The sequence below is a fragment of the Caulobacter sp. ErkDOM-C genome, assembly GCF_048541825.1.
Lineage (GTDB): Bacteria > Pseudomonadota > Alphaproteobacteria > Caulobacterales > Caulobacteraceae > Caulobacter.
Genome location: NZ_CP183332.1, coordinates 227906 through 243095 on the forward strand (window position 1 = coordinate 227906; position 15190 = coordinate 243095).

11 protein-coding genes are annotated in these 15190 nt (G+C 67.9%); 1 reads left to right on the forward strand and 10 read right to left on the reverse strand.

Features of this window, described 5'->3' with window-relative positions; all coding sequences use genetic code 11:
- Positions 1-20: 20 nt before the first annotated feature.
- The 9 genes from dapD to ACN2C8_RS01125 form a co-directional block, all read right to left on the reverse strand.
- The gene (gene dapD, locus ACN2C8_RS01085; RefSeq protein WP_419253964.1) at positions 21-866 is read right to left on the reverse strand and encodes a 2,3,4,5-tetrahydropyridine-2,6-dicarboxylate N-succinyltransferase; all 846 of its coding nucleotides are present in this window, start codon (positions 864-866) and stop codon (positions 21-23) included.
- The gene (locus ACN2C8_RS01090; protein WP_419253965.1) at positions 863-1528 is read right to left on the reverse strand and encodes a pyrimidine 5'-nucleotidase; all 666 of its coding nucleotides are present in this window, start codon (positions 1526-1528) and stop codon (positions 863-865) included. Before ACN2C8_RS01090 ends, dapD begins: the two co-directional genes overlap by 4 nt.
- Positions 1525-2439: an acetylglutamate kinase gene (gene argB, locus ACN2C8_RS01095; protein ID WP_419253966.1), complete on the reverse strand. Its 915-nt coding sequence runs from the start codon at positions 2437-2439 to the stop codon at positions 1525-1527. Before argB ends, ACN2C8_RS01090 begins: the two co-directional genes overlap by 4 nt.
- A gap of 70 nt (positions 2440-2509) precedes the next feature.
- The gene (locus ACN2C8_RS01100) at positions 2510-2791 is read right to left on the reverse strand and encodes a SemiSWEET family sugar transporter (protein WP_419262242.1); all 282 of its coding nucleotides are present in this window, start codon (positions 2789-2791) and stop codon (positions 2510-2512) included.
- A complete protein-coding gene (locus tag ACN2C8_RS01105) occupies positions 2788-3252 on the reverse strand; it encodes a response regulator (protein ID WP_419253968.1) in 465 nt (154 codons plus the stop codon). The genes ACN2C8_RS01100 and ACN2C8_RS01105 overlap by 4 nt, the downstream gene beginning before the upstream one ends.
- A 10-nt stretch (positions 3253-3262) precedes the next feature.
- A complete protein-coding gene (locus tag ACN2C8_RS01110; protein ID WP_419253969.1) occupies positions 3263-4381 on the reverse strand; it encodes a PAS domain-containing protein in 1119 nt (372 codons plus the stop codon).
- A gap of 181 nt (positions 4382-4562) precedes the next feature.
- Complete coding sequence (locus tag ACN2C8_RS01115; protein ID WP_419253970.1) at positions 4563-5615, reverse strand: sulfate ABC transporter substrate-binding protein; 1053 nt, start codon at positions 5613-5615, stop codon at positions 4563-4565.
- A 29-nt stretch (positions 5616-5644) separates the two neighbouring features.
- Positions 5645-7177 carry an OprO/OprP family phosphate-selective porin gene (locus tag ACN2C8_RS01120; RefSeq protein WP_419253971.1) on the reverse strand — a complete coding sequence of 511 codons (1533 nt, stop codon included), beginning with the start codon at positions 7175-7177 and terminating at the stop codon, positions 5645-5647.
- Positions 7178-7492: 315 nt separating this feature from the next.
- A complete protein-coding gene (locus tag ACN2C8_RS01125; RefSeq protein ID WP_419253972.1) occupies positions 7493-10735 on the reverse strand; it encodes an autotransporter outer membrane beta-barrel domain-containing protein in 3243 nt (1080 codons plus the stop codon).
- Between the two features lie 218 nt (positions 10736-10953).
- Between ACN2C8_RS01125 and ACN2C8_RS01130 the strand changes: the two genes are divergently transcribed.
- Positions 10954-12321 (forward strand): sensor histidine kinase, encoded by a 1368-nt coding sequence (locus ACN2C8_RS01130; protein WP_419255772.1) that lies wholly within the window; start codon positions 10954-10956, stop codon positions 12319-12321.
- Between the two features lie 39 nt (positions 12322-12360).
- Here the strand turns inward: ACN2C8_RS01130 and ACN2C8_RS01135 are convergent, their stop codons facing one another.
- Positions 12361-14940 carry a TonB-dependent receptor gene (locus tag ACN2C8_RS01135; RefSeq protein ID WP_419253973.1) on the reverse strand — a complete coding sequence of 860 codons (2580 nt, stop codon included), beginning with the start codon at positions 14938-14940 and terminating at the stop codon, positions 12361-12363.
- Between the last annotated feature and the right edge of the window lie 250 nt (positions 14941-15190).

A 15190-nucleotide genomic window follows, 5' to 3' on the forward strand; every position in this document is an offset into this window, starting at 1 on the left:
GGTCAGGCCGAGCGCCGTGACTAGTCCCGCAGCAGCTCGTTGATCGAGGTCTTCGACCGCGTCTGGGCGTCCACCGTCTTGACGATGACGGCGCAGTAGAGGCCCGGGCCGCCGTTGGGGTCGGGCAGGTTGCCGGGGACCACGACGCTGTAAGGCGGCACCTTGCCGATGTGGACCTGGCCGGTCTTGCGGTCGACGATCTTGGTCGAGGCGCTGATGAACACGCCCATCGACAGGACGCTGCCCTCGCCGACGATCACGCCTTCCACGACTTCAGAACGGGCGCCGATGAAGCAGTCGTCCTCGATGATGGTCGGGTTGGCCTGCAGGGGCTCCAGCACGCCGCCGATGCCGACGCCGCCCGACAGGTGGACGCGCTTGCCGATCTGGGCGCACGAGCCGACCGTCACCCAGGTGTCGACCATGGTGGCTTCATCGACGAAGGCGCCGATGTTCACGAACGACGGCATCAGGATGACGTTGCGGCCGATGAAGGCGCCGCGACGGACGACGGAGCCGGGCACGGCCCGGAAGCCGGCGGCCTCGAAATTGGGGGCGTCCCAGCCGTCGAACTTGTTGGGCACCTTGTCCCACCACGGGCCGACCGCGTCGCCCAGGGTTCCGGCGCGCATGACGCTGTTGGGGTTGAGGCGGAAGGACAGCAGCACGGCCTTCTTCAGCCACTGGTGGGTGGTCCATTCGCCGTCGATCTTTTCCGAGACGCGGACCTTGCCGGCGTCGATCAGCAGCAGGGCCTCCTCGACCGCCGTGCGGACGGGGCCGGTGGTGGCGGTGGAGACGCTGTCGCGGGCTTCCCAGGCGGCTTCGATCTCGGTTTGTAGGTCGAGAAGGCTGACGGTGGTCATGGCAGGAGGTCCTTCAGGCGCGCCGAGGTCAGGAACCCGGCGAGGTCGTGCGTGCGATGGTGGACAAAGTCGGCGGTCGAGGCGGCCGCATGGGCCCCGACCAGCACCGTGGTCATGCCCAGCACGGCGGCGGGGGCCAGGTTCTTCTCGCTGTCCTCGAAAAAGGCGGTGAGCGGCGAGGTCAGGGCGTGGCGCGAAACGATCTTCTCGAAGGTCGCCATGGCCGGCTTGGGCAGATATTCGGCCGTCTCGATGGCGAAGACGTCCTCGAACAGGTGGTCCAGGCCCAGATGGCCCAGCACCCGCTCGGCATGGCCCAGCGAGCCGTTGGTGAAGATCAGGCGGCGGCCGGGCAGGGCGTCGATCGCCGAACGCAGGACGGGATCGGGGATCAGCCGATCCATCGAGACGTCATGCACTTCGTCGAGGAAGGCCTTTGGCGCGATGCCGTGGTTGGCCATCAGCCCGGCCAGGGTGGTGCCATGCTCGTGATAGTATTTCTTCTGGATGGCGCGCGCCTCTTCGCGGGGCAGACCGGTGGCCTTCTCCATGAAGTCGGTCATCTTGCCCTCGATCAGGGCCATGTATTCGCACTCGGCGGGATACAGGGTGTTGTCGAGGTCGAAGAGCCAGGTCTCGACGTGGGCTAGGTCTGCGGTCATTTCGAGATCAGCGTCCCTGCGCCGTGTTCGCTGAACAGTTCCACCAGCATGGCGTGGGGACGGCGGCCATCCAGGATGACCACAGCCTCGACGCCGGACTCCACCGCGTGGATGGCGTTTTCCAGCTTGGGGATCATGCCGCCGCTGGCGACGCCGCTATCGATCAGGGCTCGGGCCTCGTCCAGGGTCATCTGACGGATCAGCTTGCCGTCGGCGTCCAGCACCCCGGCGATGTCGGTCAACATCAGCATCCGCTTGGCCTTCAGCGCGCCGGCAAGCGCGCCGGCCACGGTGTCGGCATTGATGTTGAAGGTCTGGCCGGCTTCGGAGACGCCGATCGGGGCGATGACCGGGATGTAGTCGGTTTCCGACGACAGCAGGGCCTGGATGATGTGCGGATCGACCTTGGTCGGCTCGCCCACAAAGCCCAGGTCGACGACCTGTTCGATATTGCTGTCAGGATCGCGCTTGGTTCGGGTCACCTTCTCGGCGGTGATCATCCGGGCGTCCTTGCCCGACAGGCCCACGCCCCGGACGTCGGCTTCGGCGCCGGCCAGGGTGATCCAGTTGGCGATTTCCTTGTTGATGGCGCCCGACAGCACCATCTCGGCCACTTCCATGGTGGCTTCGTCGGTGACGCGCAGGCCGTCTACAAAGGTCGACTTGACGCCGGCCCGCTCGAGCATGCGGCTGATCTGCGGACCGCCGCCGTGCACCACCACCGGATGGACGCCCAGCAGCTTGAGCAGCACCGCGTCGGCGGCGAACACCTTGGCAACGTCTTCCTGGCCCATGGCGTGACCGCCGTATTTGATCACCACCGTCTCGCGGTCATAGATCTGGATGTAGGGCAGGGCCTCGGCCAGGGTCTTGGCGGTGGCCCAGCCCGCTTCCTCGGCGGCGTCGGTCAAGGCTGAAGTCCTATGCGGAAAAGGGCGCGTCTCGATAGCGGACCCCGTTCCCCCTGTCACTTAAAAGAGGTCAGCTGGCCTTGCGATCGAAGCGCCATTTCATCACCAGCACGCCCGACGACATGGCCAGGCAGGCCAGGTTGGAGGCCACCACCGGCCACGCCCCGATCAGCACGCCATACAGCGTCCAGCAGGTGAAGCCGGCCACGGTGATCAGACAGGTGCGCAGGGAGACCGACGAGGCGTCGCGCTGCTTCCAGATCTTGACCATCTGGGGCGCGAAGCTGCTGATCGACAGCAGGGCGGCCGCTACCCCGACCGCGACGGCCGCAGGCGAAGCGGCCAAGGTCAGCCGGCCTTGGGTCTGTCGAAAAGACCCCACAGCGCCAGATAGTCGGGCGACAGGGTCAGGCCGATGGGCGGCGGACCGGGCGCGCGGCCGCCGCGCATGCAGAGGGTCAGATATTCCAGGGCGGTCTTTACGCCGTGCCCGGAATAGGGCTTGCCGATCACGCCGCAGGCGCCGGCGAAGTCAGCGGGCAGGCGCTTGACGTTGGCGGTCATGAACAGGGCCAGGGCGCCGCAGTCGTCGTGGATGCGCCGCGCCACGTCCACGCCCGTGGGGCCGTCGCACAGGTGCACGTCGACCAGGGCCAGATCCGGTTTCAGGTCGCGGGCGAGGGTCATGGCCTCGTCCGAACTCATGGCATGACCCACCGGGCAGCAGCCGGCTTCCTCAAGCAGGAATTCCAGCTCGGTGGCGAGGAGAACCTCGTCTTCGACAATCAAAACGCCGAGCGGTTGCGCGGTCATCACTCAATCCTCACCCGTGCTCGTGAGGCGCGCCGTTCACGGGCAGGCTGATCACAACGCGCGTACCTGGGGAGGCGTCGGTGGTCTGGCAGCTCGCCTTCAGCTGCTGGCACAGCAGCTGGACGATCGTGAGTCCAAACCCGGACGACCTCGTTGAAGTCTCCACCCCAACGCCGTCATCGGTGATTTCGATCCGGAGCTCGCTGTCGATTCGACTGATGCCGACGAAGATCCGTCCCGGACGGCCTTCCACAAAGGCGTGGCGCATGGCGTTGGACAGCAGTTCGCTGATCACCAGGGCCAGGGGCGCGGCCTTGGCGGCGGCCACATCCACCCGCTCTAGGTCGAGGCTGAACTGGATATCGTCGCGGCCTGACGATCCAATCACGTCGGCCACCAGGTCGCGCACGAAGGCCGAAACGTCGAAGCGCTCGACATCGTCGCTCTGGAACAGCCGCCGGTGCACGGTGGCGATGGCGCTGACCCGCTCCAGCATGCCGCGCATGGCCTGCTTCACGGCCGGGTCGGCCACCCGGCGGTTTTGCAGGAGCAGCAGGGACGAGATGAGCTGGAGGTTGTTCTTGACCCGGTGATCCACCTCGTGAAGCAGGGCGGTCTTCTGCTCCAGGGCCTGGGTCAGCGCCTGGGTGCGATCCGCCACCAGTTGCTCGAGGTCATGTTGCCGTTCGTTCCACTGGAGCTCGACGCGCTTCTTGTCGCTGATATCCAGCTGCGAGCCGAAAAAGTGGGTGATGGTTCCGCTGCTGTCGCGCACCGGGCTCAGATAAAGGGCGTTCCAGAAGGGCGTTCCGTCCTTGCGATAGTTCAGCAGTTCGCAGGTGATGTCCTGACCCGCGCTGATCGCCGCGCGCAATCTGGCGCGCTCCAGTGGATCGGTGTCGACGCCTTGCAGGAACCGGCAATTGCGGCCGATCACCTCGTCGCGGGGATAGCCGGTCAGGCGCAGGAAGGCGTCGTTGGCGAAGATGATGGGGTTGTCGGCCTGGGTGGCGTCGGTGACGACCGTGGCCATGGGCATGGACCGGATCGCCGTGGCGAACGGATCTTCGGCGCCATGGCCGGCCGCCAGAGCATCGGCGGCGCGTTGGGATTGCGAATAGTCCGTCATGCGATCGCCCGACCCGACATCCATCAGCCCCCCACCCGCCTCAACGTACCGACCTTGTGCGGGTTCCGGATCGTGTCGGCGGGCCAACAGTCTCCCAAAACAGGCGCGGCGTGAACCCGCCTTGGGTTCACGCCGCGTGCGCGGGACGACAAAGGGGAGGATGAGCGTCCCGCGATGGCGGTTATCTGGGCTGGTAGATCTTGTCGAAGACGCCGCCGTCGGCGAAGTGCGTGGCATGCGCCTTCTTCCAGCCGCCGAAGGTGTCGTCGATGGTGACCAGCGGGATCTTCTTGAACTTGCCGGCATATTTGGTCGCCGCCGCCGCGCTGCGCGGGCGGTAGTGGTGCTTGCCGATCAGGTCCTGGGCCAGGGGGCTGTAGAGGAAGTTCAGATAGCCTTGGGCGGCCAGGCGGGTCTTGTGGCGGTCGACGTTCTTGTCGACGATCGCGACGGGCGGTTCGGCCAGGATCGACAGCGACGGATAGACGATGTCGAACTTGCCCGGCAGTTCTTCCTGCGCCAGATAAGCCTCGTTCTCCCATGACAGCAGCACATCGCCGATGCCGCGCTGGCTGAAGGTGGTGGTGGCGCCGCGCGCGCCGGTGTCGAGGATCGGCACGTTCTTGAACAGTTGCTCGACAAAGGCCTGGGCCTTGGCCGGGTTGCCGCCGGGCTGCTTCAGCGCCCAGGCCCAGGCGGCCAGATAGTTCCAGCGGGCCCCGCCCGAGGTCTTGGGGTTGGGGGTGATGACCTCGATGCCCGGCTTCACCAGGTCGCTCCAGTCCCGAATCTTCCACGGGTTGCCCTTCCGGACCAGGAACACGATGGTCGAGGTATAGGGCGTGGAGTTGTCGGGCAGTCGCGACTGCCAGTTGGCGGGCAGCAGCTTGGCCCGGGCGGCGATCTCGTCGATGTCATAGGCCAGGGCCAGGGTGACGACATCGGCCTGCAGGCCGTCGATCACCGAGCGGGCCTGCTTGCCCGAACCGCCGTGGCTCTGGTTGATGGTCAGGGTCTGGCCGACCTTTTCCTTCCAGTACTTGGCATAGGCGGCGTTGATGTCCTTGTAGAGCTCGCGCGTCGGGTCATAGCTGACGTGCAGCAGGGTCAGGCCCCTGACGCCCTGGGCCTGGGACTGGCCAGCGATCAGGGCCGGCGCGGCGAAGGCCGCCGCGCCGGCTGATGCTGCGCCAAGGACGCCCCGACGCGTGGGTTTCTCGAAACGACGGGTCATGGGGCATCCTTGGTTTGGCAGGGTTTGACTTAGAACGCGTACTGGGTTCGCAGCGACCAGATATCCAGATCCTGGCCGACCTGCGCGCCGGCGACCGGGGTCGAGCCGGCCACGAAGGCCGTGCCGCCCGGCGACAGGCGACGGACCTCGACATTGCGATAGGCGCCCGACACTGAAACGACGTTGTTCAGGTACCAGTTCACGCCCAGCGACAGGATGTTCTGTTCGCCGCCGCGGATCGCGCCGGGCAGGGCCGGGTTGCCGGGGCCGCCGGCCAGGTGGTTGAGGTCGAAGGTCGAGTAGCGGGCGGCCAGTTCGACCGCGCCCCACTGGGCCTTCTTGGGATTGAACGGCTTGGCCGGGCGCGGATTGTCAAAGCCGGCGGTGGCGGTGTTGTAGCGACGCGGCTCGCCCGTCAGGGTCCAGCCGGCCTGGACGTACCAGCCGTCGAACTTCGGATCGCTCAGGGCGCCGGTGCGACGCTCGACATCGATCTGGAAATACTCGGCCTGGGCGTACAGGTTCTTGTGCTGGGCGCCCAGTTCCAGGCCCAGGGCGGTGACGCCGTCGGCGTCGATATTGCCGGTGTCGATCAGGCGCGTTCCGTCGACCCGCAGTTCCGGACGATCACGCAGGCGCACATTGGTCACCGCGCCGCCGGCCGAGGCCACGTCCGGACCGCCGGCGGCCGGGTTGATGATCAGGTTGGCGTTGGCGCCGACATGGATCAGCCAGTCCTTGCCCTTGAAGGGCACATAGGCGACGCGGCCGATGAAGCCCAGCTGCTCGTCATAGGTCTGGGTGGTGACGGTGTTGCCGGTGACGGCGGCCGAGGCGTTCCAGCGCTCGCCATTGGCCAGCAGGCCGACGGCCGCGCGGCCATCGCCGCCGGCCAGGCCGCGCACGGTTTCGGCGACCGAGGCGCGTTCGACAAACAGCGAGCCGGTGTTGTTGGCGGCGTCTTCCAGGCTGGTGACCGGGGCGTAGATGCCGGCCCGGACCTTCACGGGATAGCCGCTGTATTGCACCCAGGCTGACGAGATCTTGCCGGCTTCTTCCGTGCCCGAACCGCCGAAGTCATAGATCATGTTGTAATCGAAGGCGCCGAAGGCCTTGCCCTCGATGCCGAAGCGGGCGCGGCGGATATTGGCGCCGTCGCCCAGGTCGCGGGCGCGGTCGTTCTCGGCGGCGTCGCCGAACGAGCCGCGGCGGAAATCCGTCGACAGCGGGCCGGCGTCGCGCTGGTCATAGATCGCCGCATCGGCCTGGAAGATGCCGCGGAACGACGCCGTGAAGGCGCCGTCGCCGGTGGCGATGGTCGGACGGGCATTGGCCAGGGTGACGGTGGTGGCCGACTGGGCGGCGCGGACGTCCTTGACGTTGGCGGCGGTGGCGGCCTTCAGATCGGCGATCTGGCCAGACAGGGCGGCCAACTGGGCTTCCAGCGCGGCGATACGGGCTTCGGCGTCCTGGGGGGTCTGGGCGTTGGCGGCGCCGGCCATGGTCAGGAACGAAACGCCGGCGATCAGCGCCGTCCGCAGGGTGGTCTTGTTGGTCGTCATCGTAGTCCCCTCTCGAGCCGCCGGGGCGGCCCGTCCTGCTTGAGCTAGGGAAAACGATTATTCCTAGCCCGTGAATAGAGATTAGGAAAACCGGCCGTGAGAAAAACTGCAGGCGCGGTTTAGCCTCCCGGGCCAGGCCGGGAAACGTCAATCGACACAACGAGATATAGGCTTAACGCACCGTTAGCCTTGGCGGGACAATTCGTCACAGTGCAGCTTGGCCGATCGCCGAAACGAAAAACCTCCCGCCGCAGGGCGCGACGGGAGGTTCGAAATCGACCGACCAGCGCCCGTGTGGGGCGCTGGGATGGTGGGCTAGAACATCGCCCGGCCGGAGAGGCGCAGGTTGTAGCGCTTCTGTTTCTTGGCGGCTTCGACGCCGCCTTCGAGGGCCAGATACGACATCGGCGTGCCGGCCTTGATCGCAAAGCCCAGGGTCGCGGCGCCCTGCTTGTCGTCGAGGGCGGCCAGGGTGAAGGGGTTGCCGTTGTTGAACTTTGCGACGGTGTCGCCGGTTTCGCCGGCCAGGGTCTGGCGATAGCCGACCCGCACTTCCGGACGCCACCAGACGTCCTTGCCGAAGTCGGCGCCGAAGGCGATGCCGAACTCGCCGCTCAGATTGCTGGAGGTGCGCTCCTCGACCGTCAGGTCAAAGCCCGCGCCGCCACCGGTTTCCTTGCGCTCGCCCTCGCGCAGCCAGACATAGTCGACCCGGCCTTCAGGACGGACGAAATAGCGGCCGATCTTGTGCTCATAGCCGCCGCCGGCGAAGGCGTTCAGGGTCGCGCCGTTCCAGTCGGCGCTGTTGGCCAGGACCAGGTCGGCCACGCCGTCGGCATTGGCGTCCGGCGCGATGAAGCGACGATCGCCGGTGAACCAGCCAAAGCCGGCGCCGCCGCCGGCGTTCAGGCGCCAGCCGCCGACCGACCGGCGCCAATAGGCGCCGCCCTGCACGAACGAGGCGGTGGTCTGCTCGCCGACCTTGGCGACGATGTCGTGTTCCTCGACGTTCACATAGGCCAGGGTCAGGCCCAGGGCCCCGCCCGCGTCGCCCATGGCCTCATAGCCGGCCACGAAGCCGAAAGCCTGGTTGTCCGAGCCCGCCGTGTCGCCGGCGTCGCGACGGACCAGCGAGTTGATCTCCTGGATCCACAGGCTGTCAGGACCATAGCGCTCGCCCGGATCGGGCCGCACGGCGGTGGCCGCCGACATCATCTGGTTGGCCGCCTGCAGCGACGAGAACAGACCCTCGCCCTGGTCGGGCAGCATCTGGTCGTAAAGGCCCAGGAAGCCGTCCTTGCCGTTCTGGGCCAGGAAGGCGGTCGACAGGTCTTTATTGTCGCCCAGGGCTGTGAACACCGCGTCATAGGCGCCGGCCTGCGAGCGGCTCATGCCGATCTCGGCGGCCGAGCGGCGACGCACGTCGATATAGACGTTGTTGGCGTCGGCCCGGCTGGAGGCGACATAGAGATAGGGCGAATCGGCCAGAAGGGCCTGGCCGATCGAGCCGACCGTCAGGCTGCCCGCCGAGATCACCGTGTAGGCGGTGGGCTGCTTGACCAGACCGGTCAGGCGGATGCCCAGCTCGGCGCCGCTGGCGATGGTGGCCGCGCCGGACACCTGAAGCCGGGTGTTGGTCCCGGCGGTCGGATCGGCGGTGAACAGGATCTTGCCGGTCGAGCCGACATTGAGGCTGGTGGCGTTGATCGTCGCGGCGTTGGAGATGCCCAGGCTGCCCTTGCCGATCGTGATCGCCAGCTTGCCGTCGGTGTCGGTCAGCGCGCCCAGCACCAGCGAGCCGTTGTCGACCACGAACGTATCGGCGCCGGCGCCGAACGCGATGTCGCCGATGACTGAGCCGTTCAGCACCTTGAAGGTATCCGCACCCAAACCGAAGCGGATCGCGCCCAGCATCGAGGGCTCGTCGCCGTCGTCCACGCCGTCGCCGTCGGCGTCCGGATCGGCCACGCCGTCGGCGCCGTCGTCGCCATCGGTCAGGCCGGCCTGGATCAGGGTCACGCCGGTGGTGTTGCGGCTGACGTCGACGGCCACCGACTTGCCGGTCACCGTCTCGTTGCCGGGCAGAAGGTCCGTATCGTCGGTGTCGGCAGCGTCGTCGGTGGCGACCACCGAGGTCGAGATCTTGCCGTTGTTGGTGATGGTGGTCAGCAGGCCCGAATAGTCGATGACGCCATAGGCATTGCCCTTTTCGCCGCCGACCGTCGAGGTGATCGCCCCGTCGTTGCGGAAGGCGGTCATCGAAGCGCCGGCGTCGATGACGACGGCCCGCGAATCGAAGGCGCCCTCAGACACCGTGAAGACCGACATCGAGCCCTGGTTCCACAGGGTGGGAACGGTGGCCCCGGCCTTGAGCTGCACGCCGGTGGCGTTGGCCTCGTAGGCGCTGGAGGCCAGGGTCGAGGACAGCTTGACGCCGCCTGCCAGGGTGGTGGCCTGGCCGGCATTGCCGCCGATCTGGATAGCCGTGCCGGTAACGCCGTCATAGACGCCGCCGGCGCTGATCGCGCCGCGCACGACCAGGCCATAGGCGTTGTCGCCGGTTCCGACCGCGCCGAGGGTGACGGTGCGGGTGTCGGAGCCGATCAGCAGGGCCGGAGCCGCGCCGAAGGTCGTCAGGGCCGCAGCGCCTTCGCTGGCGTCGGCAATGCCGTCGCCGTCTTCGTCGGCCTTGGTGGTGTCGGTGTCCTTAGGCGGGATGTCCAGCAGCACGCCGCCGGCCACATTGGCGGTGACGCGCACGGCCGAGCCGCCCTGCAGCAGATCGTCGGCGTCCAGCTTGGCGCGGTCCGTCGCGAGCGCGGGGCGGGTGGTGTAGCGGTAGCCGGTGGCGTTGACGCCGCCCTGCACCACAAAGGCGCCGCCGACATCGCCGTCGACCGCGACGCCGACCGAGTTCTTGCCGATCACCGAGACGCCGCCATTGACGGTGACCTTGCCGGTCACGGGGGCGGCGACGCGGATGCCGGCGCCGTTGTCGCCCAGCAGGTTGATCGTGCCGTTATTGGTGAAGTTGCCGGTCAGGGCGCTTTCCAGCGACACGCCGGCCGAAGTGTTGCCCTCGATCGAGATGACGCCGTTGCTCTCATTGACGATGTTGCCGGTGAAGGCGCCGGGGCCCGTCAGGCGGATGCCGTAGCGGTTGGAGCCCGTGGCGAAAGCACCGTCGGTATCGGTGTCGGCATCGGTGTCGGTGGGCGTGTAGTCTTCGTTCAGCGTGATCGCTGCGCCATTGCTGACCGAGCCGGTCGTGCCGCCCAGGATCAGGATGCCGGTCGAGTTGTTGACGCCGACCGTGGCCAGGGTCCCCAGGCTGGTGACCTTGTGATTGCTGTCCAGCGTGATCAGCGCCCCGGACGTGGTCGGCTTGATTGAGCCGTCCGCCGTCACCCTCACGTCGTCGGCCGCGCCATTGTTGGCGGTCGACGTCGCGATCGGCGTTGTACGGGCCGTCGTGACCGAGGTTTCAGCATAAGCGCCAAACGCCAAAGCCAGGAGAGGAGCGGCTGCGACTGTCGCGACCAGGACCTTGCGCTGCATTACGAACAACCACCTCGGATAAGAACCCAGCCCCTAACTTGCGTCACGTTGCGGCGAAATTGCGGTGAGCAACGCCAACGACACGCATTAGAGCGGCCAACCGTCTATCGCATGGCATGCCGGGGCGCCATATCTGGTTCGTCGAATCCCCTCAGCGGCGAAAAACGAGGCACTGGTCCATGTCGCCGGAGAAATATTCAGTTCCCCTGGTCTCGCGGATGCTGGGCGGCGCCGCCTTGCCTCTGATCGTCGGACCCGCCGCGATTCTGACCCTGGCGGCCACCGGCGCGGCACAGATGGGACCGGCTATCGTGGCCGCCATGGCCACGGCCGCAGGCGGGCTCTATCTGAGCGCCAGACACAAGGCGGCGCAGGCGCGCCAGCGTCCGGTCACCACGCTTGCCCCCGTCGCCGAGCGCAGCGGACCGCCCTACGGGGTGATCCTGGAGCGCCTGCCCGATCCGCTGATGGTGATCTCCGCCGAAGAGGCCGACGATCTGACCGGCCGTCGCTTCGTGTTCGCCAACGCCGCCGCGCGCGAACTTTTCCGGATCCAGCGCGAGGGGACCCTGCTGGTCACCGCCGTGCGCAACCCCCGGGTGCTGGAGGCGGTCGACGAGGCCCTGTTCGGTGGCATCGAGCGGGCTGTGGAATATGAGACCGGCGGAACCCAGGGCCGCTCATGGATCGCCTGGGCCCGGCCGCTGAGTGAAGGGCCCGAGGGGGCTCGCTTGGCGATGCTGGTGCTGCGCGACGAGACCGACGCGCGCCGCAGCGAGCGCACCCGCGCCGACTTCCTGGCCAATGCCAGCCACGAGCTGCGCACGCCCCTGGCCTCGCTGTCGGGCTTCATCGAAACCCTGCGCGGCCATGCCAAGGACGATCCCGGCGCGCGCGACAAATTCCTGGGCATCATGCTGGCCCAGGCCGAGCGGATGTCGCGGCTGATCGACGACCTGATGAGCCTGTCGCGCATCGAGCTGAACGAACACATCGCGCCACTGGGCCGGGTGGACCTGGCCATGGCCGCGATCGACGTGATCGACGCCCTGGCGCCCCAGGCCAAGGAAAAGGGGGTCGGCTTCGATCCCATCCTGCCGCCACGCGGCGCGGCCGTGGTCGAGGGCGACCGCGACCAGATCATCCAGGTGGTCCAGAACCTGGTCGACAACGCTATCAAATATACCCCGCGCGACGGTGTGGTGCGGGTCGAGATCTATCCCGGGCTGTCGGCCGACGCGGCGGCGACCCCGCGTGATCCTGGCGCGGCGAGGATGTCGCTGCTGACCCCCGACCACGCGGCCGGCGAGCGCTATGCGGCCCTGCGGGTCACCGACCGGGGGCCGGGCCTGGCCCGCGAGCACCTGCCGCGCCTGACCGAGCGCTTCTACCGTGTCGAGGGCCAGAAGAGCGGCGATCGCTCGGGCACCGGCCTGGGCCTGGCCATCGTCAAGCACATCATGAACCGCCACCGCGGCGGCCTGACGGTCGAGAGCGTGCTGGGCGAGGGCGCGACCTTCGGCGTCTATCTGCCGATGGCCAAGGCCGCGGCCCAGCGCACCGTTGTCGCCGAGGCGCAGGCCTGAGGCCCGCCTCCCGGAGCCTCCGGGACGCGGGCGCCGTCGTCAGAACAACTTGCGGAACGAAACCCGCATCACCCGTCCGCGAGGATCCAGATAGTCCTCCTGATAGGTGATCGGCGTCGTGCCGTCCGGGGCGCGGACCGTCTGGCGGGCGTCGAACAGGTTGTCCACCGAGGCGCTGATCCGCGCGCCCCGGAAGAACGGCTTGCCACGCAGGGCCGGCTGAGCCCCCAGATCGGCGAACAGGCGAAGGTTCACGGTGGTCAGCGCCGAGAACGACAGGTCCTGGGCACCGACCGCGCCCGAGCCGCGAACGACGGTGCCTTCCTGCCAGCGGGCGTTGAAGCTGGCGCCCAGGCCGCTGCGCGAGAGATTGCCCTGGACGTCGATCTGGTTCTTTGGCGAACCGCCGCCCGAACCCAGCGCGGCGCCGTCCAGCAGGTCCAGGGTCGGCAGACCGGGGCGGATGGTGATCTCGTCGGTGAACTTGACGGTGTGGTAGACGCTGATCTGGAACGTTCCCGCGCCGGGTGGCCCGCCGCCCCCGCCAAAACCGCCCCCGCCAAAACCGCCCCCGCCAAAACCGCCCCCGCCAAAACCGCTGCCGCCGAAGCCCCCGCCAGGGCCGCCACGACCTCCAAACCCGCCCGAACCGCCGAAGGCAGCCGCCGCTGACTGGGGTGGCAGGCCCTCGCCGGGCTGGGGACCCGGCTCGGTCGTGGCGCCCGGCTTGCCGGCGGCCTGCGCGGCCTGTCCCGTGGCGGGCGTCGCGCCCGAACCGGAAGCCTGAGACTGGGCCCTTTGGCGCCACTGACCGGGCTGGGGCTGGGGGCCAAACGCCTTGCTGAAGGTAAAGCCGGTGCGCAGCTCGTCGGTCTGGCGGCGGTCGAAATTGATCGGCCGCGCGTCGATCTGGACCAGCCGGCCTGACGCATTGCGCACGAAGCGTTCGGGGAAGGCGTCCTCGATCTGGCTGGTGGCCGTCGGGAAGCTGGAGATCAGGTCGTCGGTCCGGGAATGGGTGTAATTGCTGGTCAGGGTCAGGTTGGTCTTGTCGAACGGCTTGAGGCTGAGGCCTAGCTTGATGACCCGGCCCTCTTCCTCACGCAGCGCGCGATTGCCGCCGGTCAGGCGCGAGATCACCGCCGTCTCGCCGCGCCGGAAGTCATAGACCTGCACGCCGGGGGTCAGCTGCTCGGGATCGCCGATCTGCTGCAGGCTGGGCGCGCCCTGGTCGCGGGTGACCGAGGCGATGATCCGCAGCTTCTCGATGGGGGACCAGTTGGCGCCGTAGCCGAGGGTGGTCAGGGTTCCGAAGTCCGACAGCCTGTCGGCGGCGAGATTCAGGTTCAGCGACAGATTGCCCAGCCCCGGCAGCACGTCGTTGCGTACGCTGGTCAGGGGCAGGTCAAGGTTCAGCTTGGCGCTGCCGATGTCGCGCGACAGCTGGCCTGACCGGGCGACGCCGGCCCTCACCGAATCGCTCTCCAGCTTGACGGTCTCGAACCCGCCCGTGACCGTCGAGGTGACGGCGCCGGCCGCAATGCGCAGCAGGGTTCCGCTGAAATCGCCCTGGACATCGGCCGAGGTCGAGATCGCGTTGGACATGTCGCGATAGGCCAGGCCGCTGATCACCCGCTCGGTGGTGCTGTCATTACTGGCGCGGTCGGCATTGCCGGTGACGCTCCAGCGCCAGCCCTTGACCGCGCCGATCAGGCCGCCGCCCAGATGTCCGGTCAGGCTTTCGGCCTGACGGCGCAGCGGACCGGTCGCCAGCGTGTTGAGGCCCAGCCAGCTGGTGGCGTCGCTGCCCTCGAGGCGGAGGTTGACCGTGCCCGACACCCCGTCCTTGATCGGACGTGAGAACACGCTGTTGACAGCCCAGGTGCTCTGGTCCGGAACCAGGGTTCGGAACATCGCGTCCGAGCGCGGCGGGTCCAGGTCGCGCTCGCTCTCGTACAGGGCGCTCTGGTCGCTGATCTTGGCGTCGACCATCACGCGGGTGTCACGCTGGATGCGCAGGTGGTTGAGCCGGGCGTCGACGGTGTCGGCGCCCCCCGCCTGGGTCGGCAGCTTGGCACCGGCCTCGACCGTGGTGGCGCGGAAGCGGCGGCGCAGGACCAGGTTGATGACCTTCTGGTCGGCGCGATAGCCGTATTTTAGCGCGACCTCCTCGGGCAGGATGTCGACCCGGGCGATGGCCTCGGTGGGAAGGTCGCGCACCTCGCCGAAGCTGGAGATGCGGCCGCCATTGACCAGGATCACCGGACGACCGCCCGCCGCGCCGCCCCGCGCCGACGAGGTCTGGGGCTCCAGGGCGGTGATCAGTTCGGAAACCGTCGAGACGCCATAGGCGCGGATGTCGCGCGGCGACAGCTGCAGTTCCGGCGGAATGTCGCCAATCACTGCGCCGGGCTGCTGGCGCGAGGCGGTGACGGTCAGGGCGTCGACTTCATAGGCGTAGTCGTCCGCCTCGGGCGACGCGACCGCTGCGGCCGGCGTCGTGGCCTGCCGCGCCATGGCCGGGGCGGCCATCAGGGCGGCGCAGGCGCCCAGCATCAGGGCGGTTCGCAAGTGGCGCGCCGCGATGTCGTCGGGCCGGGGGGGCACATAGATGTTCAAGTCAGATCTCCAGACGGTCCCATGGCGCGAAAGAGGGGCGCGCGAAAGACGGCGCGCACCACGACCAGGGCCGGAACGGTCATGCCGGGGCTTCGTTGCGTTGCGATTACAGGACCGCCTCGATCTGTTTCAGCCTGGCCATGTTGGCGGGGCGAGATTGGGGCTGGCCGCTGTCTTTAAACTGTCATTGAAGCGTCGCATAAGCACAGCGCCAGGTGGGCATAGCTCCTTCCGGGCGGGACGACGCGTT